We start from the raw sequence: 26,618 nt of genomic DNA, 5'->3' as shown, positions 1-26,618 counted from the left end.
TTGCCGCGCGGGCCGAGCACCCCGCTGTCGCTCGTCCGCAAACCATCCCTGTCACACCATATACTTGCCAGTCGTTTATATGGTGTTTCCCGTCGCGCTCCGCATCCCCACTCACGCACCCACGATGCTACCATAAGATCCCAGTCTTGTCAGACGAAGATGGCCGGCATTTGCTCGTGAAATGGCATTCGCAAAAGTCGCGGCTGCAGGGTCTGAATTTGCGCCATCTTCCAATTCAGTGGAATAGCTTACGCAGTAGACTGGCGGTGGAATCAGCGGCGACTTTTCGAAACGGTTAATCCGGTGGTCGTTTCTGGCTAAAAATACGCCCAACTTTGCTGTTTTTCTGTGGATTTTGATCCAAAATGCGCCATGTCGACCTGTTTCAGCAAGAATCTGGCGGAGTAAATCCTTTTTGTCTTCACATTTTCAACGAAACCGGTATGCATGCGGCTTATGAGGTTGCCTGAAACGGGCAACTGAAGAACCAAAAAGAGATGCAGCATTTTCCGCTCGCATCCAGGGGAAAACGACATATGGAGTATTTCGTCCAGCAGCTCTTCAATGGGCTGACGCTTGGATCCATCTATGGCCTTGTGGCTATCGGCTATACGATGGTTTATGGCATTATCGGCATGATCAACTTCGCCCATGGCGACATCTTCATGCTCGGTGGTTTCGCCGCTCTTATCGTCTTCCTCGTCCTCACATCCATCTTCGCAGGTCTCCCGGTGGCAATTCTGCTGCTGGCGATGCTTGTCGTCGCGATGCTGATGACGAGTTTGTGGAATTGGACGATTGAGCGTATCGCATATCGTCCGCTGCGCGGTTCGTTCCGCCTGGCGCCGCTGATCACGGCCATCGGCATGTCGATCGTGCTGTCGAACTTCATCCAGGTGACGCAGGGTCCGCGCAACAAGCCGATCCCGCCGATGGTAAGCACGGTCTACCAGTTCGGCAACATCTCGGTGTCGCTGAAGCAGATCATCATCATCGTCATTACCGCGGTGCTGCTTGCGGCCTTCTGGTACATCGTCAATCGTACCGCGCTCGGCCGCGCCCAGCGCGCCACCGAACAGGATCGCAAGATGGCGGCGCTGCTCGGCGTCAATGTCGACCAGACGATCTCGATCACCTTCGTGATGGGTGCGGCACTGGCTGCCGTCGCCGGCACGATGTATCTGATGTATTATGGCGTCGCTTCGTTCGCCGACGGCTTCACCCCGGGCGTGAAGGCCTTTACCGCAGCCGTCCTCGGCGGCATCGGCTCGCTGCCGGGCGCCGTTCTCGGCGGGCTGATGATCGGCCTCATCGAATCGCTGTGGTCGGCCTATTTCACCATCGCGTACAAGGATGTCGCGACCTTCGCGATCCTCGCTTTCGTGCTGATCTTCAAGCCGACGGGTATCCTCGGGCGGCCGGAAGTCGAGAAGGTATAACGTCATGGCAAACATCGAGAATTCTGCAGGCGAGCTCGACGCCGGGCTTGTCCGCAAAGGTCTTATGGAAGCGCTTTTTGCCGCTCTCCTGTCGCTCGGCATGTTCGTTCTCTATGTCGGCCTCAAGACCGACCAGAACATCAATAACGAGCTGATCATCGTCCAGCGCTGGGGACTGCTTGCGATCTTCGTCGCCGTCGCTGCGGTCGGCCGGTTCGTGATGGTCGTCTTCATCAAGCCGAATATCGACCGCCGCAAGCTCAGCAAGGCGCGAGAGGGCGATCTTCCCCTCTCGACCGAGAAGAACTTCTTCCATCAGCATTTCCTGAAGTTCGCGTTGCTCGCGCTGGTGCTTTATCCTGTCGTGATCGTGGCGCTCGTCGGTGCCCAGGGTTCGCTGAAGTGGGTCGACAATTTCGGGATCCAGATCCTGATTTACGTGATGCTTGCCTGGGGGCTGAACATCGTCGTGGGCCTCGCCGGCCTGCTCGATCTCGGTTACGTCGCCTTCTATGCCGTCGGCGCTTATTCCTATGCACTGCTGTCGAGCTATTTCGGCCTGTCCTTCTGGGTGCTGCTGCCGCTTTCCGGTATCTTCGCCGCGCTCTGGGGCGTCATCCTCGGCTTCCCGGTCCTGCGCCTGCGCGGCGATTACCTCGCCATCGTGACGCTTGCCTTCGGTGAAATCATCCGTCTTGTCCTCATCAACTGGACAGATGTCACCAAGGGAACGTTCGGGATCTCGAGCATTCCCAAGGCGACGCTTTTCGGCATTCCCTTCGATGCGACGGCCGGTGGCTTTGCCAAGCTCTTCCACCTGCCGATGTCTTCTGCCTATTACAAGATCTTCCTGTTCTATCTCATTCTGGCGCTCTGCATGCTGACGGCTTACGTCACCATCCGTCTGCGCCGGATGCCGATCGGCCGTGCCTGGGAAGCGTTGCGCGAAGATGAAATTGCCTGCCGTTCGCTCGGTATCAACACCGTGACGACCAAGCTCACCGCCTTCGCGACGGGGGCTATGTTCGGCGGCTTCGCCGGCTCGTTCTTCGCAGCGCGCCAGGGCTTCGTTTCGCCGGAATCCTTCGTCTTCCTGGAATCGGCCGTCATTCTCGCCATCGTCGTTCTTGGCGGCATGGGCTCGCTGACCGGGATCGCGATCGCTGCGATCGTCATGGTCGGCGGCACCGAGGCGCTACGCGAAATGGATTTCCTGAAAGAGATCTTCGGGCCTGACTTTACGCCGGAACTCTACCGCATGCTGCTTTTCGGCCTCGCTATGGTCGTCGTCATGCTGTTCAAGCCGCGCGGTTTTGTCGGCTCGCGTGAACCGACCGCCTTCCTCAAGGAGCGTAAGGCGGTATCCGGAAGCTTTACCAAGGAGGGCCACGGTTGATGAGCCCCGTTACCAACGCGATGTCGAGCGACACGCTTCTCAAAGTCGAGCACCTGTCGATGAAGTTCGGCGGCCTGATGGCCATCAACGACTTCTCTTTCGAGGCCAAGCGCGGCGATATCACCGCGCTGATCGGCCCGAACGGCGCCGGTAAAACCACCATCTTCAACTGCATCACCGGCTTCTACAAGCCGACGATGGGCATGATCACGCTCAACCAGAAGAGCGGCAAGCAGTATCTGCTGGAGCGTCTGCCGGACTTTCGTATCACCAAGGAAGCGAAGGTGGCGCGCACCTTCCAGAACATCCGGCTGTTCTCCGGCCTGACGGTTCTCGAAAATCTGCTCGTCGCCCAGCACAACAAGCTGATGCAGGCATCGGGCTTTACCATCCTCGGCCTCCTCGGCATCGGTCCTTACAAGCGGGAGGCCGCAGGCGCAGTCGAACTCGCGCGTCATTGGCTTGAAAAGGCCGAATTGATCGACCGTGCCGACGATCCGGCAGGCGATCTGCCTTACGGCGCCCAGCGGCGTCTGGAAATTGCGCGCGCCATGTGCACCGGGCCGGAATTGCTATGCCTGGACGAGCCGGCCGCGGGTCTCAACCCGCGGGAATCGGCCAAGCTCAATGAGCTTCTGCAAAGCATTCGCGCCGAAACCGGAACATCCATCCTGCTCATCGAGCACGACATGTCGGTGGTCATGGAAATCTCCGACCACGTCGTCGTCCTCGAATACGGGCAGAAGATTTCGGATGGCACGCCAGATCATGTGAAAAACGATCCGAAGGTCATCGCGGCCTATCTCGGCGTCGAGGATGAGGAAGTGGAAGAGGTGATCGCAACCGTCGAGCAGCTCGAAGGAGGCGCAAACTGATGGGCGATGCAGTAATGACGGGTCAACCGCTCCTTCAGGTGAATGGCGTCGAAACCTATTATGGCAACATTCGCGCGCTGGCCGGCATCGATGTCGAGGTCAACAAGGGCGAAATCGTCAGCCTGATCGGCGCCAACGGCGCCGGCAAGTCGACGCTGATGATGACGATCTGCGGCAGCCCGCAGGCCCGCACCGGCTCCGTCGTCTTCGAGGGCCGCGACATCACCAAGCTGCCGACCCACGAAATCGCCCGTCTGCGCATCGCGCAGTCGCCGGAAGGGCGCCGCATCTTCCCGCGCATGACGGTCATGGAAAACCTCCAGATGGGCGCGGGCCTCGACAACCTCAAATATTTTGCCGAGGACGTCGAAAAGATCTTCACGCTCTTCCCGCGTCTCAAGGAACGCCACGCCCAGCGCGGCGGAACGCTTTCGGGCGGCGAGCAGCAGATGCTGTCGATCGGCCGCGCGCTGATGGCCCGCCCGAAGCTGCTGCTTCTCGACGAACCCTCGCTCGGCCTTGCGCCGCTGATCGTCAAGGGCATTTTCGAGGCGATCCGAAAGCTCAACGAACAGGAAGGGCTCACCGTATTCCTCGTCGAGCAGAACGCATTCGCCGCCTTGAGGCTTTCGCATCGCGCTTATGTGATGGTGAACGGCAAGGTGACGATGAGCGGCTCCGGTAAGGAACTGCTCGCCAATCCGGAAGTCCGCGCCGCCTATCTCGAAGGCGGAAGACACTAGGTCGAAGGAGGAGTTTGATATGCAGGGACTTTTCTTCGAAAGTGACGACGGCGTGCGAGTGATCATTCGTGCTCTCGTCGTGCTCATCGGCTTCTGGACCGCCTGGCGGGCCGGCAAGGCGGTTGCGGACGGCTGGAACAATTATCCGCTGGTCGTCGCCTACACCTTCCTCTTGGCCTGGGCGATGCAGTTTCTGCACCACGCCCTGTTCAATGGGCCGATGCTCAGCACCCTCTATTATGCCATCGATTTCGTGACGCTGCTGGTCTTCTCGACCGCCGGCTTCCGCTTTCGCCGCACCAATCAGATGGTCAACAACTATTACTGGCTGTACGAAAAAACTTCCGCGTTTTCGTGGAAGGACAAACATTGACAGTCCGTTGAAACTAGGCATGAATTGCCTTCAGAGTGGAACAGCTTTCCTGGCGCAGTCAATGGTGGGTAATGCGCCGGGTCTTGGACCGGAACCCGCCCAAAAATTGGGAGTAACAATATGAAGAAGTCTCTTCTGTCGGCAGTGGCTCTGACGGCGATGGTCGCCTTCAGCGGCAACGCTTGGGCCGACGTCCTCATCGCTGTCGCTGGTCCGCTGACCGGCCCGAACGCCGCTTTCGGCGCTCAGCTTCAGAAGGGCGCCGAGCAGGCGGCCGCCGACATCAACGCTGCTGGCGGCATCAACGGCGAGCAGATCAAGATCGAGCTCGGCGACGACGTCTCCGACCCGAAGCAGGGTATTTCGGTCGCTAACAAATTCGTTGCCGACGGCGTCAAGTTCGTCATCGGTCACTTCAACTCGGGCGTTTCCATCCCGGCTTCGGAAGTTTATGCCGAAAACGGCATTCTCGAAATCACCCCGGCCGCTACCAACCCGAAGTTCACCGAGCGCGGCCTCTGGAACACGTTCCGCACCTGCGGCCGTGACGACCAGCAGGGCGCCATTGCCGGCAAGTATCTTGCCGACCACTTCAAGGACGCGAAGATCGCCGTCGTTCATGACAAGACCCCCTACGGTCAGGGCCTTGCCGACGAAACCAAGAAGGCCATGAATGCCGCTGGTCTCACGGAAGCCATGTACGAAGGCATCAATGTCGGCGACAAGGACTTCTCGGCCCTCATCGCCAAGATGAAGGAAGCCGGCGTCTCGATCATCTATTGGGGCGGCCTGCACACCGAAGCCGGCCTCATCATCCGTCAGGCTGCCGACCAGGGCCTGAAGGCAACGCTGGTTTCGGGCGATGGCATCGTTTCGAACGAACTGGCATCGATCGCCGGCGACGCCGTTGCCGGCACGCTGAACACCTTCGGCCCCGATCCGACGCTGAACCCGGCCAACAAGGAACTCGTCGAAAAGTTCAAGGCCGCCGGTTTCAATCCTGAAGCCTACACGCTCTATTCCTACGCTGCGATGCAGGCGATCGCCGGTGCCGCCAAGGCTGCCGGTTCGCTCGATCCTGAAGCCGTTGCTGCGGCCATGAAGGAAAAGGGTCCGTTCCCGACCGTTCTCGGCGACATCTCGTTCGACGAAAAGGGCGACCCGAAGATTCCTGGTTACATCATGTACGAATGGAAGAAGGGCGCGGACGGCAAGTACACCTACGTCCCGCAGGGCATGTAAGCCTTACTTCCTTTCCAGGAATATGATCATTGAAGCCCGGTTTCGACCGGGCTTCTTTTTTGGCGGCACTTCACCACCGCGCGGTGAGACGGCGCCGGCTTACACGGATGGCCAAGTGGATTCCGCTGCCTGATGTCGGCCGTGCGGCGGAGGTGACGCGAACCACGGAAGATCTTCCGCTATCCCTCACATCTCATGCAGAACATGCGTCGCCTTCACCGCGGCTGACGCCCGGTTTTCGACGCCGAGCTTCACGTAGATCTGCTCGAGGTGCTTGTTCACGGTGCGCGCCGACAGTCCCAGTATTTCGCCGATATCGCGGTTGGCTTTGCCCTTGGCGATCCAGAGCAGCACTTCGGATTCCCGTTGGGTGAGCGAGAAGCGCTGGCGCAGCACCTCGTCGTCGCTGCGCTGGCTGGCGGCGGTAAGGCGGAAGAGATATTCGTCCGGGCCGATCGCGCCGAGGAAGGCGAGTTGGAGCGCCGCCTGGCCGGCATGGGTGATCGAGATGATGCCGTCGCGCGCCGCTGCCATACGGTCGCGCATCCAGCCGGCGATATGGCGGACGACGATCTCCATGCCGTCGTCGCTGCCCATGGCGGCGTTGACCAGCCGTGTCGCCTGCGGCGTCGACCAGTGGATAGCGCCGTCGCCCTTGACCGCAAGCAGGTGGCGGCCGGCGGCGTCGAGCGCGACGCGGGCGCTCTGGGTCGAGCGGGCATTGCGCAGGTGAACGCGGATGCGCGCGCGCAGTTCGTCGATGTTGATCGGCTTGCTGAGGTAATCGACACCGCCGGATTCCAACGCATGCACGACATGCTCGGTCTCCGTCAGGCCGGTCATGAAGATGACCGGCACTTGGGCGACGGCGGCATTCGCCTTCAGCCTGCGGCAGGTCTCGAAGCCGTCCATGGCGGGCATGACGGCGTCGAGCAGAATGAGATCGGGCGTGATCCGCTCGACGATGCCAAGTGCTGCCGTGCCCGACGTGGCGATCAGCACGGAGAAGCCGGACTGTTCGAGCGCATCGGTCAGGAAACCCAGCGCCTCCGGCGAGTCGTCGACGAGCAGAACGATGTCGCGAGGGAGGGCCGGCTCAGCCAATGGATTCCACCTTTTCGTCGAAGTCGTGCAGGAAGGTCATGAAGCCGGCCAGATCGAAGGCGGCGACATAGGGTCGAAGAGCCTCGGTGAATGGCCGATTTGCCTCCACCTTGGCAAGGTCCGAAAGCTTGGCGTCGATGCCCCTGATGTAACCGATCTCGCCGAGCCGCAGCAATTCCTGCACATGGGCGGCACCCGGGCTCAGCATCGGCGCCTCGGTTTTTGCTGGAGGGGCGGGGGCGTCATCGGCATAGACCCAGTTCAGGCCGAGATGCAAGGCGAGCTTGTCGCGCAGCCGGCGGATGTCGACGGGTTTGCCGATCGCGTCATTATGGCTGTCGTCGCTGTCACTCAAAACCGTCGCATCGCCGATATTGGCGGAAAGCATCAGCACCGGCGCCGTCTGGCCGGCTTCCCGCAGGCGCGAGACGAGCTGCCAGCCGCTCATGCCGGGCATCAGGATATCGACGAGGAAAAGATCGGGCATGATGCCGTCGATCAGCGTCAGGCATTCGGTGCCGCCTGCCGCCGTCAGCACGATGAAATCGAGCGGCGCCAGGATTTCCCGCATCATCTCGCGGTGATCCTCGTTGTCGTCGACGACGACGATCGTGCGGCGTGGGCCGTCGTAACCGACGATGCGCTTTTCCTGCGGCGGGGCGGCGGCGCGCATGACGGCGGACAGCATCAGCCGCACACGGAAGGTCGAGCCTTCGTCCTTGGTGCTCGAAACCGCAATCTCACCGCCGAGCGTATTGGTCAGAAGCCGGGTGATGGTGAGGCCGAGACCGAGGCCCGGCATCGGCCGCACGCTGTCTGCCTCGCCGCGCTGGAAAGGCTCGTAGATGCGCGTCAGGTCCTTCTCGGCGATGCCGCGGCCGGTGTCGGCGACGGTGAAGGTCGCCACCTGGCTGCGATAGCCGACATCGAAGGTGACGCTGCCCTCGTCGGTGAATTTGATGGCGTTGGAGAGCAGGTTGACGAGGATCTGACGCAGGCGCTTCTCGTCGGTGCGGACGAATTGCGGCAAGGCCGGTGAGCGCTGATGGATGAAGGCAATCCCCTTGGCCTGCGCCTGCGGGCGGAAAAGCTCGACGATCTGGTCGAGGAAGTCCTGGATGTTGATCTCGTTGGAATAGACCTGCAGCCGGCCGGCCTCGATCTTGGAAATGTCGAGCAGGCCGTCGATCAGGCCGGAGAGATGTTCGGCGGATCGGCGGATGACCTTGATCGAGGATTGGCGCGGCGCCGGAATCGTCTCGTCGCGTTCGAGGATCTGGGCGTAGCCGAGCACGGCATTCAGCGGTGTGCGCAGTTCATGGCTGAGGCCGACGACATAGCGGCTCTTGGCGCGGTTGGCGGCCTCGGCCGTCTCCTTGGCGTTCTGCAGGGCAGTGTCGGTCTTCTTATGGGCGGCGATTTCCTTGAGCAGCAGCGTGTTCTGGCGCGAGGATTCTTCCTCGGCGACGACGCGGCTGTCATGGGCGAGCACATAGAACCAGCAGACCACACCTGAAATCACCGAGAAGACGAAGAAGACGATGAGGATGGTGCGATTGACCACCTCCGCCGTCTCGGGAGAGGCGGAGGCGACCTGATGGGCGATCATCGCCAGGATCGCGCCGATGGCGGTCAGCGCCAGGGCGACGGCGATGCCGTAGCGGCCCAGGCGCGTTGTCAGCTTGCCGACCACGCTTTCCGGCAGCAGCGTCCTGGCGACGGTGCCGACCTGGGCGTTGAAGCGGGCCGCCGGCTTGCACATGTCATGGCAGCGGCTGTCGAGCGAGCAGCAAAGCGAGCAGATCGGTGCGGCATAGGCCGGACACCAGGCCATATCCTCCGGCTCGAAGGGATGCTCGCAGACGGAGCAGGTGATGTTCGTCAGGTTCTTCCAGCTCTGGCGCGGCTTGCGGGCGAGGTAGAATTTCCCTTTCGTCGCCCAGGCGAGCGCCGGCGTGGCGATGAGCGCGATGACGAGAGTAATATAAGGAGCGAGCGAGGCGGCTGTCTCGCCGAGGGCGCCGAAATGGGCGATCAGCGACACCGTCGCCGACAGCGTCATGGCGCCGAGGCCGACCGGGTTGATGTCGTAGAGATGGGCGCGCTTGAATTCGATGCCGGGGGGCGCCAGCCCGAGCGGCTTGTTGATGAAGAGATCGGCCGAGATGGTGCAGAGCCAGGCCATGGCGACGATCGAGAAGATGCCGAGCGTCTCCTCCAGCAGCCGGTAGATGCCGAGCTCCATCAGGAGCAGGGCGATCGCGACGTTGAAGACCAGCCAGATGACGCGGCCGGGATGGCTGTGGGTCAGCCGCGAGAAGAAGTTCGACCAGGCGAGCGAGCCGGCATAGGCGTTCATCACGTTGATCTTGAGCTGCGAGACGACGACGAAGGCGGCCATCAGCAGCAGCGCGGCATTGTGCCAGGGAACCATGTAGCCGAAGGCGGTCAGATACATCTGCGCCGGGTCGGCGGCACGGTCGAGAGGCACGCCCGAGGTGAAGGTCAGCACGACGAGAAACGAGCCGGCCAGCAGCTTCGGTGCGCCGATGATGACCCAGCCCGGCCCGGCGAGGAAAACGGCCAGGCGATGGCGCCATTTGCGCTGCGGGACCGGCGGCAGGAAGCGCAGGAAATCGGCCTGTTCGCCGATCTGCGACATCAGCGCCAGGATGACGGCGGAGGCGGCGCCGAATTCGAGCAAATCGAAGCCCGCGACGGTGCCGGGCGGACCCGAAGCATGATGGACGCCGGCAAAGGCGCGCCAGAGGTCGAACTTTTCCCAGTCCATGAAGGCGATGAAGATGAAGGGCAGGATGTTCAGCACGATCCAGAAGGGCTGGGTCATCAGCTGGAACTTGCTGATCAGCCGCACGCCATGCGTCACCAGCGGGATCACCATGACGGCGCTGATGATGTAGCCGATCCAGAGCGGAATGCCGAGGGTGAGCTCCAATGCGCCGGACATGATCGATGCCTCGATCGCAAACAGCATGAAGGTGAAGCTCGCATAGATCAGCGAGGTGATGGTCGAGCCGATATAGCCGAAGCCGGCGCCGCGCGTCAGAAGATCGATGTCGACGCCATGGCGGATGGCGTATCGGCTGATCGGCAGGCCGATCGCCAGCATGGCGATCGAGGCGACGATGATCGCGTAGAAGGCGTTGGTGGTGCCGTAGGAAAGGGTGATCGCGGCGCCGATCGCTTCGAGAGCCAGGAAGGAGATCGCGCCGATCGCCGTCTGCGAGATGCGCTCGGAGGAAAAATGCCGGGCGCTCTTCGCGGTGAAGCGCAGCGCATAGTCTTCAAGCGTCTGGTTGGCGACCCAGCGATTATATTCGCGTCTCACCGGAATGATGCGTTGGCGCGCTGTCATGCCCTCTTTCCGGCACTCTCGTTGGGCTCATTTTCTGCACGGCAGTTTTGGCGGGATAAGCGGGAAAGGCAAGAGGCGGGCACTGGCGGATTCGCAGAACAGTAATATTTTTGATACGGCTCTGTCACATATGCGCTCTAACCCTCCCGCCGTTCGTTCAACCATTTCGGGTGCACACATGTCTGTTTCAAAACTTTGCCGCCTCAGCACAGCTCTCGTCTGCCTCCTTTCGATCGTGCCGTCGTTCGCCGCCGCCGAGCAGGCCGCTAAGGCGCCTTACGCCGAAACCGGAAATACCAACAAGCGCGGTGACGCCTGCTTCTCGACGGTGGACACCAATGCCGCCATCCATCTTCTCTCCGGCTTCCTCGAAGTCTGGACCCCGCGCACGCCTTTCGTCGATGCCGGCGTAGAAGCCCCGGCCAAGGACAATTGCCCCGCCGTTGCCAAGACGGATTGGGACGGCATTCCCTTCAGCAAGACCGACGGCCAGATCGTCAACAAGCCGGTCCACGATGCGAACATCGCCTATGTCGTCAAGGCGACGAAGGCGCGGACGGCCGAGCAGGCGGTCGCCGCCTATCTCGACGATCGCCGCGGCAAGAATGCCAGCATCGTAGATGGCCTCGGCCCGCTGACGGACGCCTGGAAGGCCGGCTCCAAGCAGACGACCACGATCACCGAAGTGGCGGCCGATGCGACCACCGTCAAATATGACGACAAGGGCAACAATCGCGGTGCCGGCAGCAAGCCGGACACGGAAAACAAGACCGATGCCAACCCGGACATGGGCCTTGCCATCGACTTCATCAATGCGGCGAGCGGTGACGGCTCGACCGAGCCCGCCAAGCGCTATTTCAAATATGGCCGCCCCTACCGCTGGAGCCAGGACGTCTCGGTCGTTCCGACGCTGGAGCCCGCCAAGAGCGGCAAGCCGGTCGAAGACGGCGGTTTCCCGAGCGGACATACGGCGGAAGCCTGGCGTGATGCGCTCGCTATGGCCTATCTCGTGCCGCAGCGTTTCCAGGAAATGCTCACGCGCGCCAGCGAACTGGGCGAAGACCGCATCCTTGCCGGCATGCACTCCCCCCTCGACGTCATGGGCGGCCGCATGCTCGGCACCGCCACGGTCGTCTATAATCTCAACAAGGCCGACAAGGCTGCCCTGAAGAGCGATGCTTACGCCCAGGCGCAGTCATGGCTGATCGCCAAGTCGGGTGTTGCGGATGCGGGTGCGCTCGAAGTCGCCGCCCATGCAGCGCCGCTTGCCGCAGACCGTTTCGCCGATCATGAGGCCAACCGCGCTTACGTGTTGCAGCGCCTGAGCTACGGCCTGCCGACGATCCATGCAACCGACCAGCCGGCCCGCGTGCCGCAGGGCGCCGAAGCGCTTCTCGAAACCCGTCTGCCCTATCTCGACGGCGAACAGCGCCGTGCGGTGCTCGGCACGACGGAAATCGCCTCCGGCTATCCGCTCCTCGACGACGCGGAAGGTTATGGCCGCCTCAACCTGTTTGCGGCCGCCGACGGCTACGGCGCCTTCGAACAGGACGTGACCGTGACGATGGATGCGGCAAAGAGCGGTTTCAATGCCATCGATACCTGGCGCAACGACATCGGCGGCAAGGGCAAACTGGTGAAGCGCGGCAGCGGCATTCTCGGGCTTTCGGGCGCCAACAGCTATGCCGGCGGCACCGTGCTGGAAGAGGGCGTGCTGGTGGCCGGCTCGCCGTCGGCCTTCGGCGCCGGCGGGCTGACAGTCAATGGCGGTTCGCTCATCGTGGCGGCCGACAAGCCGCTGACCGTGGGCGGCGATTATCAGCAGCTCGCCGGCGCCACGGCGAAGCCGACGCTTAATGCCGACGGCGCAGGCACGCTGCTCGTTGCAGGCAAGGCGACGCTCGCCGGCGATCTCGACGTGACGCTTGCCGATGGTTTTGCCCCGGCACCCGGAACGAAGATCGAGATCCTGAAGGCAACGGCCGTGACCGGCACATTCGGCAAGCTCACCGTCTCCGGCCGCAAGGCGACGCTTTCCTACGGCCCGACCTCGGTCACTCTCACGATCGACGAATAATTTCCGCCTCGAACCGGAAGGGCATCCCCTGCTGCGGGGGTGCCCTTCTTCTCTGCCTGCCCATTCGACCCCCGCGCCTACGTCATTTTGCGTATGTGTTTTTGCGCTGCAGCACCCGATAGTCCCCCTCGGCAACAGTTAATTTCCGTTTCCGGCCTGTTGCGGAACAAAGAGGGGATCAACCATATGAATCTCAAATCCATCTTTACCGGTGCCGCACTTGGCGCCGTCATGGCGGCTTCGGCCGCCTTCCACGGCGCGGTTGCCGCCGAAGACACGATCAAGGTCGGCGTGCTGCATTCGCTCTCGGGCACGATGGCGATTTCCGAAACCACGCTGAAAGACGCCATGCTGATGCTCATCGACGAGCAGAACAAGAAGGGCGGCCTTCTCGGCAAGAAGCTCGAAGCCGTCGTCGTCGATCCGGCCTCCGATTGGCCGCTCTTCGCCGAAAAGGCCCGCGAGCTGATCGAAAAGGACAAGGTCGCCGCCGTTTTCGGCTGCTGGACCTCGTCCTCGCGCAAATCCGTCCTGCCGGTTTTCGAAGAGCTGAACTCGCTGCTCTTCTACCCCGTGCAGTATGAAGGCGAAGAATCCTCGCGCAACATCTTCTATACGGGTGCTGCTCCGAACCAGCAGGCGATCCCGGCCGTCGACTACCTGATGAAGACCGAGGGCGTGAAGCGCTTCGTGCTCGAAGGCACCGACTACGTCTATCCCCGCACGACCAACAAGATCCTTGCTGCCTATCTCGAATCCAAGGGCATTCCGAAGGAAGACATTCTCGTCAACTACACGCCGTTCGGCTTCTCCGACTGGCAGACCGAGGTCGCCAAGATCAAGGAATTCGGCTCGGCCGGCAAGAAGACCGCCGTCGTCTCCACCATCAACGGTGACGCCAACGTTCCCTTCTACAAGGAACTCGGCAACCAGGGCATCAAGGCGACCGACATCCCGGTCGTCGCCTTCTCGGTCGGCGAAGAAGAGCTTGCCGGTCTCGATACCAAGCCGCTGGTCGGCCATCTCGCCGCCTGGAACTACTTCGAGTCCGTGGAAAGCCCGGCCAACAAGAAGTTCATCAAGGAATGGCATGCGTTCACCAAGAACGACAAGCGCGTGACGAACGACCCGATGGAAGCCGCCTATATCGGCTTCAACGCCTGGGTGAAGGCCGTGCAGGCCGCCGGCACCACGGATACCGATGCCGTTCTCGACAATATCATCGGCGTCACCGTTCCGAACCTCTCCGGCGGCTATGCCACCGTCATGCCCAACCACCACATCACCAAGCCGGTGCTGATCGGTGAAATCCAGGCCGACGGCCAGTTCGAAATCGTCCAGCAGACGCCCGCCGTCGTCGGTGACGAATGGTCCGACTACCTGCCCGACTCCAAAGACCTGATCTCCGATTGGCGCAAGCCTCTCTCCTGCGGCAACTTCAACGTTGCCACCGGCAAGTGCGGCGGCAAGGGCTCCTGAGGAGATCCCATCCGTTGACAGCCTGAAGACTTCCGTCCGGAGCTGATCCGGGCGGAAGCTCCGTCCTTACCGCTGCGCCGCAAGGCCGACGACACTCGAGGCGAGAGAGCCGATGTTTCGCGCCATCAAGATTTTTCTTCTGACATTTTGCCTGATGCTTTCGGGCCTGACGTTTTCGGTGACCGGCCTGCGCGCCGAGGGCGACGTGCACGCTCTCGTCGATGCGCTCGGCGTCGGCGGCTTTCCCGAGCGTGATGCGGCCATCCGGGCGCTTGCCGCTTCCGGGGATTCGCATGTCAGCCAGATCCTGCAACAGCTGAGCGATGGCCAGCTCTACGTCAATTCAGAGGGCGGTCCCGTTCTCGTTCAGGGCGGCACGGAGGACGAGCCCACCTATTCCGATCCGATCACCGGCGAGGCGGCTGCCGATGTCGACCCCGACATGATGTCGAAGGTCAAGATCAACAATTCCCTGCGCACCACGATCACGACGGTGATGAGCCAGCTGACGCTTCTGAGCCCGGATCGCTCCGCGCGGCTCGCGGCGGCCGAGGGCATGCTGAGGGATGCCGATCCCGCCAATCTCGAACTCCTGAATTCGGCTCTTTCAGCCGAGAAGGACGGCGAGATCAAAAACACGATGGAAGCAGCGCGGGCCGTGATGGTGCTGAAGAGCGATGCCGGCATCGAGGAGAAGAGGGCCGCCATCGACATGATCGCCGCCCGCGGCGGCCGCGATGCGCTGACGATCTTGACGACGGCGATGGCGAATGCCCCTGACGATCTGAAGCCCGCGATCCAGACGGAAATCAATTCGATCAACCGCGACCTGGCGCTCTGGGACGTCGTCCAGAACGTCTGGTACGGCCTGTCGCTCGGCTCGGTGCTGCTGCTCGCCGCGATCGGCCTTGCCATCACCTTCGGCGTCATGGGCGTGATCAACATGGCGCATGGCGAGATGGTGATGATCGGCGCCTATACGACCTATGTCGTGCAGGAATATATCACCTCGGCCTTTCCGTCGCTTGCCGATTATTCGCTTGTTTTCGCGGTGCCGGCCGCCTTCGTCTTTACCGGTTTCGTCGGCCTCGTCATCGAGCGCGTCGTCATCCGTTATCTCTACGGCCGTCCGCTGGAAACGCTGCTCGCCACTTGGGGCGTGTCGCTGATCCTGCAGCAGGCGATCCGCAGCTATTTCGGCCCGACCAACCGCGAGGTCCGCAATCCGAGCTGGATGTCCGGCGCCTTCGATTTCGGCGGGCTCGTCATCACCTGGAACCGGCTCTGGATCATCGTCTTCTCGATGGTGGTATTCGTGACGCTCCTGATGCTGCTCAAGCGCTCCGCCTTCGGCCTGCAGATGCGGGCGGTGACGCAGAACCGACGCATGGCCTCGTCTATGGGCATCCGCACCCGCTGGGTCGATGCCTTCACCTTCGCGCTCGGTTCCGGCATCGCCGGCATGGCCGGCGTGGCGCTCTCGCAGATCGACAACGTCTCGCCGAACCTCGGGCAGAATTACATCATCGACAGCTTCATGGTCGTCGTCTTCGGCGGTGTCGGCAATCTCTGGGGCACGCTGGTCGGCGCGCTGTCGCTCGGCGTCGTCAACAAGTTCCTCGAGCCCTTCGCCGGCGCCGTGCTCGGCAAGATCCTGGTGCTCGTCCTCATCATTCTCTTCATCCAGAAGCGTCCGCGCGGACTCTTCGCACTCAAAGGAAGGGCGGTGGAAGCATGATAACGGCCTTCCTTCTCCGGTCTCTCGATCGCAAGATCTCCATCGCCGTCGCCCTGCTGCTGGCGGTCGCCATTCTCGTGCCGGTGCTGAACCTTGCCACCGGCCCGACGCACCCGCTGCACGTGCCGACCTATATCATGGCGCTGTTCGGCAAGTACCTCACCTATGCGCTGCTGGCGCTGGCGCTCGATCTCGTCTGGGGCTTCTGCGGCATCCTTTCGCTCGGCCACGGCGCCTTCTTCGCGCTCGGCGGCTATGCGATGGGCATGTATCTGATGCGCCAGATCGGCTCGCGCGGCGTCTACGGCGATCCCATCCTGCCCGATTTCATGGTGTTCCTGAACTGGAAGGAACTGCCCTGGTTCTGGTACGGCTTCGACCAGTTCTGGTTCGCGGCGCTGATGGTGCTCGCCGTGCCCGGCCTGCTCGCCTTCGTCTTCGGCTGGTTCGCCTTCCGCTCGCGCGTCAACGGCGTCTATCTCTCGATCATCACCCAGGCGATGACCTATGCGCTGCTGCTTGCCTTCTTCCGCAACGACATGGGGTTCGGCGGCAATAATGGCATGACCGATTTCAAGGATATCCTCGGCTTCAACATCCAGGCCGATGGTACGCGCGCCAGCCTCTTTGCCGCGACCGCGATCTTTCTGGCGCTGTCGCTGACGATCGCCTCGGCAATCGTACGTTCGAAATTCGGCAAGGTGCTCGTCGGCGTGCGCGATGCGGAAAGCCGCACGCGCTTCCTCGGCTACCGCGTCGAGCATTTCAAGCTCTTCACCTTCGTCGTCTCGGCGATGATGGCGGGCATTGCAGGCGCGCTCTACGTGCCGCAGGTCGGCATCATCAATCCCGGCGAATTCGCGCCCGCCAACTCCATCGAGGTCGTCATCTGGACGGCGGTCGGCGGGCGCGGCACGCTGATTGGGCCGATCATCGGCGCGATCCTCGTCAACGGCGGCAAGACGATCTTTACCGGCCTCTTTCCGGAGTTCTGGCTGTTTGCGCTCGGCGGCCTCTTCGTCGCCGTGACGCTGCTCCTGCCGAAGGGCGTCGTCGGCACGATTTCGCACTATCTCGGCCGACGGAAGGCCGTCTCCGAGCCCACGCCGTCACCGGCGCAGGAAGATAGCATCGAGCCGAAAATCCAGGCAGCGGAGTGAGCCCATGATCCCCGACGTCAAACCGACCAGCGTGCTCTATCTCAGCGGCGTCTCCGTTTCCTTCGACGGCTTCAAGGCGCTGAATTCGCTCTCGATCGTCATCGAGCCCGGCGAGCTTCGCGCCATCATCGGCCCGAACGGCGCCGGCAAGACGACGATGATGGATATCATTACCGGCAAGACCAGGCCCGACGAGGGCGAGGTGTTCTTCAACGGCACCGTTGACCTCACCAAGAAGGACGAGGCCGACATCGCCCAGCTCGGCATCGGCCGCAAATTCCAGAAGCCGACGGTCTTCGAAAGCCATACGGTCTGGGACAATCTGGAGTTGGCGCTGAACCGCCGCCGCTCGGTGTTCTCGACACTGTTCTACCGGCTTTCGGGGGAGGACAGGGCGCGCATCGAGGAAATCCTGGAAACCGTGAGGCTGACGCACCGGCGCGACGAACTGGCGGCCAATCTCTCGCACGGGCAGAAGCAGTGGCTGGAGATCGGCATGCTGCTCGCGCAGGAACCGAAACTCCTGCTCGTCGACGAGCCGGTGGCCGGCATGACGGATGCGGAGACGGCGGAAACGGCGATCCTGCTGAAGGATATCGCCAAGACCCGGTCTGTCGTGGTCGTCGAGCATGACATGGGCTTCATCCGCGACCTCGGCGTCAAGGTGACGTGCCTGGCGGAAGGCTCTGTGCTGGCGGAAGGCTCGATCGATTTCGTCAGCTCCGATCCGAAGGTGATCGAGAACTATCTGGGGCGGTGAGGGGATGATTGAACTCCTTGTTATCTCTGCGGGTTCGACCCCTCCCCAACCCCTCCCCACAAGGGGGAGGGGCTTAACCGAGCGGCTCGCTCACCGCCATAATTATCGGTTTTCCCGCGGTTGGATGGGAGGCAAGGCGGCAGCTCCGAGTCAGCCCCTCCCCCTTGTGGGGAGGGGTCGGGGAGGGGTTTTTGCAGCCGCAACGCGCCAGGAGACGGCATCATGCTGACAGTCGAAAACGCAAATCTGCATTATGGCGCGGCGCAGGCGCTGCGCGGTATCTCCATCAAGGCGGAGATGGGCAAGATCACTTGCGTGCTGGGCCGCAACGGCGTCGGCAAGAGTTCGCTTCTGCGCGCCGTCACCGGCCAGCATCCGCTGTCGGCCGGCACCGTCACCTTCAACGATACGAAGCTGAACGGCCTGCCGCCCTTTGCCCGCGCCAAGCAGGGCATCGGCTACGTGCCGCAGGGGCGCGAAATCTTTCCGCTGCTGACCGTGAAGGAAAACCTCGAAACCGGCTTCGCGCCGCTTGGCCGCCGTGACCGTACCATACCCGACGATATCTTCAGTCTCTTTCCGGTGCTGAAATCGATGCTGTCGCGTCGGGGCGGCGATCTTTCCGGCGGGCAGCAGCAGCAACTGGCGATCGGGCGCGCCATGGTAACGCGGCCGAGAATCCTCGTGCTCGACGAGCCGACCGAGGGCATCCAGCCGTCGATCATCAAGGATATCGGCCGGGCGATCCGTTATCTCCGCGATTCCACCGGCATGGCGATCCTGCTCGTCGAACAATATCTGGATTTCTGCCGGGAGCTTGCCGATTACGTCTACATCATGGATCGCGGCGAGATCGTGCATGAAGGGCTGGCGGAGACGCTGGATACGCCGGAAGCCCGCCGTCATCTGACCGTATGACGGGCAGATGCCGTATTTTGCGGCAGAGGTTAGGGCTCCTCGCCGATCTCCCGCACCTTCCAGGCGGCATGGGAATTGCTTGCTTTCCGTGATTCGCGCGATGAAATGAAAAGCGGTGGCGCGACCGAAAGGGACGATATGACGATTGCGGCGGCCAGCACGAGACCGCAAAGAGCTGAGGGGCGCGGGCATCTGGCGGCAAGGCTGCTCGATGGCCGAACGCGTATCCGCGAGCTCTATCAGGAGGGAGCGGCGAAGATCCGTCTGCCCGATACGTTCGATGCGTCGATGGAAGCCGTCATCATCAATACCGCGGGCGGGCTGACCGGCGGCGACCGGATGGATTGGAGCGTCGTTGCCGGCGCCGGCACGAAGATCGACGTGACCACTCAGGCCTGCGAGAAGATCTACAAGGCATCGGCCGGCACCGCCGAGGTGACGACCCGCATCGAAGTTGGAGCGGGAGCGCGCGTCGACTGGCTGCCGCAGGAGACGATCCTCTTCGACCGCGCCTCACTTTTCCGCCGGCTCGATGTCGATCTCGACGAGAGCGCCGAATTCCTGGCCGTCGAGGCGGGGCTGCTCGGCCGCAAGGCGATGGGCGAGGCGGTGGAGACGGGGCTTTTCCGCGACCGCTGGCGCATCCGCCGTTCGGGCAGGTTGATCCATGCCGAGGAACTGAAGCTTTCGGAAGGTATCTCGGCGTTGGCTGCGCGTCGGGCCGTGCTCGGCGGACAGGTAGCCTTTGCGACGCTGCTCTATGCCGGGCCGCTTGCGGAGGCCTATCTCGGCAAAGTGCGGCCGCTCGTCGAAGGGCCGATGGGCGGTGCCAGCGCCTGGAACGACAAGCTCGTCGTGCGCCTTGCGGCAGCTGATGGCTTCTCGCTCAGAAAAATCCTGATCCCGGTCATTTCCACCTTGCGCAATGGTGCGCCTGTGCCGAAAGTCTGGAATCTATGAATTTAAGCACGAAGCAGATGGGTACGTAATGAACCTCACTCCGAGAGAAAAAGACAAGCTGCTGATATCGATGGCGGCGATGGTGGCGCGGCGGCGGCTGGAGCGCGGCGTCAAGCTGAACTATCCCGAGGCGATCGCGCTGATCAGCGATTTCGTCGTCGAAGGCGCCCGCGACGGCCGCCCCGTCGCCGAGCTGATGGAGGCCGGCGCCCATGTGATCGGCCGCGACCAGGTGATGGAAGGTGTTGCCGAGATGATCCATGACGTGCAGGTGGAGGCGACCTTCCCCGACGGCACCAAGCTCGTCACCGTGCACGAACCGATCCGGTAAGGAGAGAAAATGCTGGAGCTCAGACCCAATTGCGAATGCTGCGATAGGGATTTGCCGCCGGAGAGTGCGGACGCGCGGATCTGCACCTATGAATGCACCTTCTGCGCCGATTGCGTGGACGGCGTGCTGAAAGGTCTCTGCCCGAATTGCGGCGGCAATCTCGTCGCCAGGCCCATCCGGCCGGCCGCCATGCTTGCCAAACATCCGGCATCGACAAAACGTGTGCTGAAGGCCGAGGGCTGCGCGCCCAAGGCGGCTTAAGGAGAATGAGATGATTCCGGGCGAGATCATTGCCGCAAGCGGCGACATCGAACTCAATGCCGGCGCGCCGACGGTGACGCTGGAGGTTTCCAATACCGGCGACCGGCCGGTGCAGGTCGGCAGCCACTATCACTTCGCCGAAACCAATGCCGGGCTTTCCTTCGACCGGGCGGCGGCGCAGGGCAAGCGGCTCGATATTCCGGCGGGAACGGCCGTGCGCTTCGAGCCGGGGCAGACGCGCTCGGTGACGCTGATCCCGCTTTCCGGCAAGCGTGAGGTCTATGGCTTCCGTCAGCTGGTGATGGGCAAGCTTTAACGGGAGGAACGCATGCGTTTGAAGATCTGCCTCATCGGGGCGGCGATGCTGCTGGCTTCAAGTGCGGCCTCCGCCCAGGATATCGATTGCCAGAATCCGAAGACGCAGTCGGACATGACGTCCTGCGAGGTTGCGCGCCATGAGACCGCCGACAAGGCGCTGAACGAGCAATACAAGAAGACGCGCGCCGCCATGGTGGCGATCGACAAGGACCTGGATGGAGACATGAAGGGCGCGGAAAAGGCGCTGGTCAAGGCGCAGCGCGCCTGGATCGATTATCGCGACGCCCAATGCGACGCCTTCGGCTTTCAGGCCCGCGGCGGCACGATGGAGCCGATGCTGGTTGCCGGATGCCTGGCCGAAGAGACGGATAAACGCACGAAAGAGCTGAAAGAGCTCGCAGACACGATGGGCAACTAAGGTGATCAAAAAGATCGTAATCGTCGGCAATGGCGAGGTCGGGGAAGGGCAGGCAGGCATCATCGATGCCGCCGATTTCGTCATCCGCTTCAACGATTGCCGCTCCTACGGCGCCGGCGGCAGCCGCACGGATGCCGTTGCGGTCTGCAATACCGGCCGGCCTGCCAAGGCAATGCTCGGTTCGCCCGCGTGGCGCGCCCATCCCGGCATCGTCGCGGCGCGCGAAATCTGGAGCGTGCGCGACCCGAAAAAATTTGCCGCGATGCGGGCGCCGCTTGCCGTCTCGCATCCGGAGCTCGACGATTTCTGCGACGACTATACGGGCGCGTTCGGCGCTTTCTGCGCGGATGCCGGCAAAACGCATGTCGTCATCGGCAAGGCGCTCCACGAGGCCGTCGACGCCTCGCTTTCGGCCTTTGCGCCGGTGCCCTATGTGGTGCCGAGCAGCGGCATGATCGTCATCGCGGAGGTGCTGGACAAATATACCGAGGCCGAGGTGATGCTGGCCGGCTTCGGTCACGCCGGCTGGGAATGGCACCCGTTTGCGGCCGAACGGCAGCTTGTCGACACCTATGTTGCCGCCGGCCGTCTCTCGCGACTTGGCGAAAAAATGCTTTTCTCTTCCTCCCATGGAGCCTGATGGATGCCCTACAAGATCTCCCACGCCGCTTATGCCGGCATGTTCGGACCGACCACCGGCGACAAGGTGCGCCTTGCCGATACGGAGCTCTTCATCGAGATCGAGAAGGATTTCACCACCTATGGCGAGGAGGTGAAGTTCGGCGGCGGCAAGGTGATCCGTGACGGCATGGGCCAGAGCCAGGTGACACGGGCGGACGGCGCGGTCGATACCGTCATCACCAATGCGGTAATCGTCGATCATTCGGGCATCTACAAGGCCGATATCGGGCTGAAGAACGGCCGCATCGTTGCGATCGGCAAGGCGGGCAATCCCGATATGCAGCCGGGCGTCAACATTATCGTCGGCCCGGGCACGGAGGCGATCGCCGCCGAAGGCAAGATCGTGACCGCAGGCGGCATGGACAGCCATATCCACTTCATCGCGCCGCAGCAGATCGAGGAAGCGCTGATGTCAGGCATGACCTGCATGCTCGGCGGCGGCACGGGGCCGGCGCACGGCACGCTCGCCACCACCTGCACGCCAGGCCCCTGGCATCTCGCCCGCATGATCGAGGCAGCGGACGCCTTCCCGATGAACCTTGCCTTTGCCGGCAAGGGCAACGCCTCGCTGCCGGGTGCGCTCACCGAAATGGTGCTGGCCGGCGCCACCTCGCTGAAACTGCACGAGGATTGGGGCACGACGCCTGGCGCCATCGATTGCTGCCTGTCGGTCGCTGACGAATACGACGTGCAGGTGATGATCCACACCGATACGCTGAACGAAAGCGGATTCGTCGAGGATACGATCGGCGCCATCAAGGGCCGCACCATCCATGCCTTCCACACGGAAGGGGCGGGCGGCGGGCATGCGCCCGATATCATCAAGATCTGCGGCCAGCCGAACGTCATCCCGTCGTCCACCAATCCGACGCGGCCCTATACGGTCAATACCATCGCCGAGCATCTCGACATGCTGATGGTCTGCCATCACCTGTCGCCGTCGATCCCCGAGGATATCGCCTTTGCCGAAAGCCGTATCCGCAAGGAGACGATCGCGGCGGAAGACATCCTGCACGATATCGGCGCGTTCTCGATCATCTCGTCGGACAGCCAGGCCATGGGCCGCGTCGGCGAGGTGGCGATCCGCACCTGGCAGACGGCCGACAAGATGAAGCGCCAGCGCGGCCGGCTGAAAGAGGAAAAGGGCGATAACGACAATTTCCGTGTTCGCCGCTATATCGCCAAATACACGATCAATCCGGCGATCGCCCATGGCCTCAGCCATGAGATCGGTTCGGTCGAGATCGGCAAGCGCGCCGACCTCGTGCTCTGGAACCCGGCCTTCTTCGGCGTGAAGCCTGACATGGTGCTGCTCGGAGGCTCGATCGCGGCGGCCCCGATGGGCGATCCGAACGCCTCGATCCCGACGCCGCAGCCGGTGCACTACCGGCCGATGTTTGCCTCCTATGGCCGCAGTCTCACCAATTCTTCCGTCACCTTCGTCAGCCAGGCCTCGCTCGATGCCGGGCTGAAGGGCCGGCTCGGGGTCGCGAAGGAACTCGTCGCTGTGAAAAATACGCGCGGCGGCATCTCCAAGGCGTCGATGATCCACAATGACCTGACGCCGGAGATCGAAGTCGATCCGGAGACCTACGAAGTCAGGGCGAACGGCGAGTTGCTGACCTGCGAACCGGCGACGGTGCTGCCGATGGCGCAGCGCTACTTCCTGTTCTAGGCGCTCGTTCCGTGCGGACGGGCATGCGCTGGCTGTTGCGGATCGTGGTTCTGCTCGTGGTTCTGGCCGCGGGCGGGACCTTCATTCCCCGGCCGCTGATCGCCCCCGTGAAGGCGTCGTCCGAGGAGACGACGCACCGGATTCTGCTGCTGTCGGGATCGATCCATACCGATATTGCCATTCCGCTCGACGAAGAAACGCGCGCGGCCTTTTCCTTCCTCCATGGCAGCGGTTTTCCGCTCGGCCATCCGAATGCGGAATGGCTCGTCATCGGCTGGGGCGGCCGCGCCTTCTATCTGGAAACACCGAACTGGGCGGAGCTGAAGCCGCTGCCGGTGCTGCGGGCGCTGACGATCGATCGTTCGGTGCTGCATGTGGATCTTGCCGGTCATATCACCGAGCCGCAGCCCGGCATTGCGGCATTCGATATTGATGACGATCAGCTGGCGCGGCTGCGCAACTTCATCCTGGACAGCTTCATTCGCAACGAGGGCGAGATCGCGCCGATTCCGAATGCGGGTTACGGGGAGATCGACCGGTTTTTCGAAGCCAGGGGATACTTCAACGCCCTCTTCGGCTGCAACACCTGGACTGCCGCCGCACTCCGCTCGGCGGGGCTTCGGACGGGCCTGTGGAATCCGCTTCCACAATCATTGCGATTATCTGTTGGTGTCTACAATTGATGCATCCGCCGGCCGGTCTGCGCATAAACGAAATTGTGAACGGCACTCTCCACTCGGTTGTAAAAATCAGTGGGAAACCCCGTGTTTTCCCCAGGTAATCCATTCTGAAACAGCCTCACGGGCGAGGTTGAAAAAGATAATCAATATCAATTACCTAGATACTCCCATGCCCTGTTCGATTCAGGGATTGGATGTTTGCAGCCCCTGCTAGAAAAAATCTTCCAGCCGAATCGTCCAAAACCGCTCGAATTTTAACGAGTCGATTAAGACACCCGCAGCAATTGGGCTTCTATCAATGCCTCGAAGCGCCGGGCAGGAAGGTTGATTCTCATGAAAAACTGGATGTCACTGCAGGCCGATTTCGGCAATTTTCAATATCGCAGGAACGTCTATGTCTTTGCGTTGAAGATGAGCTTTCTTGCCGTCATTCTCTCCGGCGCCGTCATCGGGTTGACGATACCGCCGCTCGGCCTTCTCGGGCTGCTGCCGGTGACGCTTTCGCATGCGATCGGCTTCGGCGCCATTTTTTCCTGGTTGGTCGGCGGCACGGTTTCCGGCGTGCTGTCGCTGGCGGCCGGTTTTACGATGCGTGAGCTGACGCTGTCGCGGGCGGAGTTCGAAAAGCTCAGCCGCACCGATACGCTCTCCGGTCTCCTCAACCGGCGCGCCTTCACCGAGGCGCTCGATAATACCGAGGGCAACGCCTCGCTCGTCATTTTCGACGTCGACCGCTTCAAGACGATCAACGATCGCTTCGGCCATGCCTGTGGCGATGCCGTCATCACGGCGGTCTCAGCCGTGCTGACCTCGGCCTTCGACGAATTGTCCGTCGTCGCGCGGCTTGGCGGCGAGGAATTCGGCGTCATCATCTCCGGCGAACCGCTGGAAGCGCGGCTGGAGCGGATCGAGGCCGTGCAGGCTGATATCGCCGGCAGGCCGATCGTGGCGGAGGGGCATCAGATCGCCATCACCATATCAGGCGGAGTGGCCGATCTCATCCCCGGGCGCAACAAGCAGCAGGTCTATGCTTCGGCAGACCGGGCGCTCTATCTCGCCAAGGCGCTCGGGCGCAATCGCGTCGTGCACGAGCGGGAAGGCTTGCATCATGCCTGGCACGGACTTGCCGAAAACGGTCAAGATGCCGAAGGCAGGGGGCTGGGCAGCGACAACGTGATGCAGGCCTACGGAATATAAAAGCCGACCTCCCAAACGGAAAACCATTGGTGCTTGCATCGGGAAAGGCTATTTTGCATGGTCGTCGTCTCATCAAAACGGACATATCATGCAGCGCGTCACCTCTTATCTTCCCGCCGGCACCCCTTCCTCCCATCCGACCGCCCAGGTCAAGCTGCCGCATGATCTGCGGCATCTGCGCCGCAAGCTCTTGCATCTGGAAAATGGCGAGATGGTCATGCTCGACCTCAAGGATCCGGTGCTTTTCGCCAATGGCGACCTGCTGGTGCGCGAAGACGGCGAACTGATTGAGATCCTTGCGGCCGACGAGAAGCTTTTCGAAATTCGCGGCCGTGACCGCACGCATCTGGTCGAGCTTGCCTGGCATCTCGGCAACCGCCATCTCGCGGCACAGATCGAGGAAGACCGCATCGTCATCCTGCGCGATCACGTCATCCGCAGCATGCTGCAGGGATTGGGCGCCACTGTCCTCGATATCGAGGAGCCCTTCCAGCCGGCACGCGGAGCCTATCATTCCCATGGCGGGCATTCACATGATCACGGGCATGCGGCTCATGACCACGGGCACAATCATAACGATGATCACGCACATGGCCATGACCACAAACATGATCACGGCCATGACCATGTGCATGGGCCGGGATGCAACCATGATCACGGGCGCGATCATGATCATGATCACGGGCATCACGGCCACAAGCACGACTGAGGCTCGATGACCGGGGATTCTGAGTTGCAGGCATTGCTGCGCCTGACGGCATGGCTCTCGCCAGCCTTTCCGATCGGCAGTTTTGCCTATTCGGGCGGGCTGGAGCGGGCGGTGGCCGATGAGCTCGTCACCGATGCGGCCTCGCTTGCGGGGTGGATCGGCACGCTGATCGGCCATGGCTCCGTCTGGAACGATGCCGTGCTTCTGGCTGAGAGCCACAGGCGCCAGGCGGATCCCGCGCGCCTAGCAGAGGTCATCGCACTCGCCGAGGCGCTTGCCGGATCGCGCGAGCGCCATCAGGAAACGATGCTGCTCGGTGAGGCCTTCCTGGCGGCGGCGCGGGCCTGGCCGGACGAGGTTTTCGAGAGGCTGCCCGGCAAGACCGCCTATCCCATCGCTGTCGGAGCGGTTGCAGGTGCGCATGGCATAAGGCCCGAGAAGGTGCTCGCGGTCTTTCTGCACGCCTATGCTTCGCAGGCGGTTTCGTCGGGCATCCGCCTCGGCGTCGCCGGTCAGAAGGACGGTGTTGCCGTGCTTGCCGGCCTTGAAGAGCAAATTGCGGAGGTCGCCCGGCAGGCGGCAGGCTCGACGCTCGACGATCTCGGTTCGGCGACGGTCCAGGCCGATATCGCCAGCCTGCGCCACGAGACCCAGGCGACGCGGCTTTTTCGGTCTTAAAGAACCAAATTATCCGCGCGGCTGCGTCAT

General features: G+C 62.2%; 24 protein-coding genes and 1 pseudogene. 23 read left to right on the top strand and 2 right to left on the bottom strand.

Annotated features, from left to right (window positions below; genetic code table 11):
* Nucleotides 1–536: 536 nt before the first annotated feature.
* The 6 genes from ATY78_RS24060 to ATY78_RS24035 all read left to right on the top strand — a co-directional run bounded on the left by ATY78_RS24060 (nucleotide 537) and on the right by ATY78_RS24035 (nucleotide 6,068).
* Complete coding sequence (locus tag ATY78_RS24060) at nucleotides 537–1,439, top strand: branched-chain amino acid ABC transporter permease LivH (protein ID WP_088684804.1); 903 nt, start codon at nucleotides 537–539, stop codon at nucleotides 1,437–1,439.
* Between the two features lie 4 nt (nucleotides 1,440–1,443).
* A complete protein-coding gene (gene livM / locus ATY78_RS24055) occupies nucleotides 1,444–2,835 on the top strand; it encodes a high-affinity branched-chain amino acid ABC transporter permease LivM (RefSeq protein WP_088684803.1) in 1,392 nt (463 codons plus the stop codon).
* Nucleotides 2,835–3,710: an ABC transporter ATP-binding protein gene (locus tag ATY78_RS24050; RefSeq protein ID WP_088684802.1), complete on the top strand. Its 876-nt coding sequence runs from the start codon at nucleotides 2,835–2,837 to the stop codon at nucleotides 3,708–3,710. Before livM ends, ATY78_RS24050 begins: the two co-directional genes overlap by 1 nt.
* Entirely contained in the window at nucleotides 3,710–4,453 is a 744-nt protein-coding gene (locus ATY78_RS24045) for an ABC transporter ATP-binding protein (RefSeq protein ID WP_190237513.1), read from the top strand. Before ATY78_RS24050 ends, ATY78_RS24045 begins: the two co-directional genes overlap by 1 nt.
* A 19-nt stretch (nucleotides 4,454–4,472) precedes the next feature.
* A complete protein-coding gene (locus tag ATY78_RS24040) occupies nucleotides 4,473–4,826 on the top strand; it encodes a DUF6867 family protein (RefSeq protein ID WP_088684801.1) in 354 nt (117 codons plus the stop codon).
* 120 nt (nucleotides 4,827–4,946) lie between these two features.
* Complete coding sequence (locus ATY78_RS24035; protein WP_088684800.1) at nucleotides 4,947–6,068, top strand: branched-chain amino acid ABC transporter substrate-binding protein; 1,122 nt, start codon at nucleotides 4,947–4,949, stop codon at nucleotides 6,066–6,068.
* Nucleotides 6,069–6,254: 186 nt separating this feature from the next.
* Here ATY78_RS24035 and ATY78_RS24030 read toward each other — a convergent pair whose 3' ends face one another.
* Both ATY78_RS24030 and ATY78_RS24025 read right to left on the bottom strand, forming a co-directional pair.
* Nucleotides 6,255–7,172 (bottom strand): response regulator transcription factor, encoded by a 918-nt coding sequence (locus tag ATY78_RS24030; RefSeq protein ID WP_088684799.1) that lies wholly within the window; start codon nucleotides 7,170–7,172, stop codon nucleotides 6,255–6,257.
* Nucleotides 7,165–10,548 carry an ATP-binding protein gene (locus tag ATY78_RS24025; protein ID WP_088684798.1) on the bottom strand — a complete coding sequence of 1,128 codons (3,384 nt, stop codon included), beginning with the start codon at nucleotides 10,546–10,548 and terminating at the stop codon, nucleotides 7,165–7,167. Before ATY78_RS24025 ends, ATY78_RS24030 begins: the two co-directional genes overlap by 8 nt.
* 178 nt (nucleotides 10,549–10,726) lie before the next feature.
* Here ATY78_RS24025 and ATY78_RS24020 point away from each other — a divergent pair, with 178 nt between their 5' ends.
* The 17 genes and pseudogenes from ATY78_RS24020 to ATY78_RS23940 all read left to right on the top strand — a co-directional run bounded on the left by ATY78_RS24020 (nucleotide 10,727) and on the right by ATY78_RS23940 (nucleotide 26,588).
* Complete coding sequence (locus ATY78_RS24020) at nucleotides 10,727–12,625, top strand: phosphatase PAP2 family protein (RefSeq protein WP_088684797.1); 1,899 nt, start codon at nucleotides 10,727–10,729, stop codon at nucleotides 12,623–12,625.
* A gap of 186 nt (nucleotides 12,626–12,811) precedes the next feature.
* Nucleotides 12,812–14,104, top strand: a complete 1,293-nt coding sequence (urtA, locus tag ATY78_RS24015) for an urea ABC transporter substrate-binding protein (protein ID WP_088684796.1) — start codon at nucleotides 12,812–12,814, stop codon at nucleotides 14,102–14,104.
* Between the two features lie 112 nt (nucleotides 14,105–14,216).
* Entirely contained in the window at nucleotides 14,217–15,842 is a 1,626-nt protein-coding gene (gene urtB, locus ATY78_RS24010; RefSeq protein WP_088684795.1) for an urea ABC transporter permease subunit UrtB, read from the top strand.
* Nucleotides 15,839–16,903: pseudogene (gene urtC, locus ATY78_RS24005) on the top strand (urea ABC transporter permease subunit UrtC); the annotation flags it as partial. The gene urtB and the pseudogene urtC, both read left to right, overlap by 4 nt.
* Nucleotides 16,904–17,006: 103 nt before the next feature.
* Nucleotides 17,007–17,762 carry an urea ABC transporter ATP-binding protein UrtD gene (gene urtD, locus ATY78_RS24000; RefSeq protein WP_088684793.1) on the top strand — a complete coding sequence of 252 codons (756 nt, stop codon included), beginning with the start codon at nucleotides 17,007–17,009 and terminating at the stop codon, nucleotides 17,760–17,762.
* A gap of 222 nt (nucleotides 17,763–17,984) precedes the next feature.
* On the top strand, nucleotides 17,985–18,680 hold the full coding sequence (gene urtE, locus ATY78_RS23995) for an urea ABC transporter ATP-binding subunit UrtE (protein ID WP_088684792.1): 696 nt from the start codon (nucleotides 17,985–17,987) through the stop codon (nucleotides 18,678–18,680).
* Nucleotides 18,681–18,818: 138 nt separating this feature from the next.
* Nucleotides 18,819–19,640: an urease accessory protein UreD gene (locus ATY78_RS23990; protein WP_088684893.1), complete on the top strand. Its 822-nt coding sequence runs from the start codon at nucleotides 18,819–18,821 to the stop codon at nucleotides 19,638–19,640.
* A gap of 28 nt (nucleotides 19,641–19,668) precedes the next feature.
* Nucleotides 19,669–19,971, top strand: a complete 303-nt coding sequence (locus ATY78_RS23985; protein WP_064695492.1) for an urease subunit gamma — start codon at nucleotides 19,669–19,671, stop codon at nucleotides 19,969–19,971.
* Between the two features lie 9 nt (nucleotides 19,972–19,980).
* Nucleotides 19,981–20,232 (top strand): DUF1272 domain-containing protein, encoded by a 252-nt coding sequence (locus ATY78_RS23980; RefSeq protein WP_088684791.1) that lies wholly within the window; start codon nucleotides 19,981–19,983, stop codon nucleotides 20,230–20,232.
* Between the two features lie 10 nt (nucleotides 20,233–20,242).
* Nucleotides 20,243–20,548 (top strand): urease subunit beta, encoded by a 306-nt coding sequence (locus tag ATY78_RS23975; RefSeq protein WP_088684790.1) that lies wholly within the window; start codon nucleotides 20,243–20,245, stop codon nucleotides 20,546–20,548.
* A gap of 12 nt (nucleotides 20,549–20,560) precedes the next feature.
* Nucleotides 20,561–20,968 (top strand): lysozyme inhibitor LprI family protein, encoded by a 408-nt coding sequence (locus ATY78_RS23970; protein WP_088684789.1) that lies wholly within the window; start codon nucleotides 20,561–20,563, stop codon nucleotides 20,966–20,968.
* 1 nt (nucleotide 20,969) lies between these two features.
* Nucleotides 20,970–21,608, top strand: coding sequence for a Urease operon accessory protein (locus ATY78_RS23965; protein ID WP_088684788.1), 639 nt, complete (start codon nucleotides 20,970–20,972; stop codon nucleotides 21,606–21,608).
* A gap of 3 nt (nucleotides 21,609–21,611) precedes the next feature.
* A complete protein-coding gene (gene ureC, locus ATY78_RS23960) occupies nucleotides 21,612–23,324 on the top strand; it encodes an urease subunit alpha (RefSeq protein WP_088684787.1) in 1,713 nt (570 codons plus the stop codon).
* An 11-nt stretch (nucleotides 23,325–23,335) separates the two neighbouring features.
* Nucleotides 23,336–24,007: a TIGR02117 family protein gene (locus ATY78_RS23955; RefSeq protein ID WP_088684786.1), complete on the top strand. Its 672-nt coding sequence runs from the start codon at nucleotides 23,336–23,338 to the stop codon at nucleotides 24,005–24,007.
* A 330-nt stretch (nucleotides 24,008–24,337) separates the two neighbouring features.
* Complete coding sequence (locus tag ATY78_RS23950) at nucleotides 24,338–25,201, top strand: GGDEF domain-containing protein (protein ID WP_088684785.1); 864 nt, start codon at nucleotides 24,338–24,340, stop codon at nucleotides 25,199–25,201.
* 88 nt (nucleotides 25,202–25,289) lie between these two features.
* Entirely contained in the window at nucleotides 25,290–25,910 is a 621-nt protein-coding gene (ureE, locus tag ATY78_RS23945; RefSeq protein WP_088684784.1) for an urease accessory protein UreE, read from the top strand.
* A gap of 6 nt (nucleotides 25,911–25,916) precedes the next feature.
* A complete protein-coding gene (locus ATY78_RS23940; protein ID WP_088684783.1) occupies nucleotides 25,917–26,588 on the top strand; it encodes an urease accessory protein UreF in 672 nt (223 codons plus the stop codon).
* Nucleotides 26,589–26,618 lie beyond the last annotated feature (30 nt).

This window comes from Rhizobium sp. R635 (assembly GCF_002211285.1).
Lineage (GTDB): Bacteria > Pseudomonadota > Alphaproteobacteria > Rhizobiales > Rhizobiaceae > Rhizobium.
This window is presented reverse-complemented; position numbering and strand designations above follow the sequence as displayed.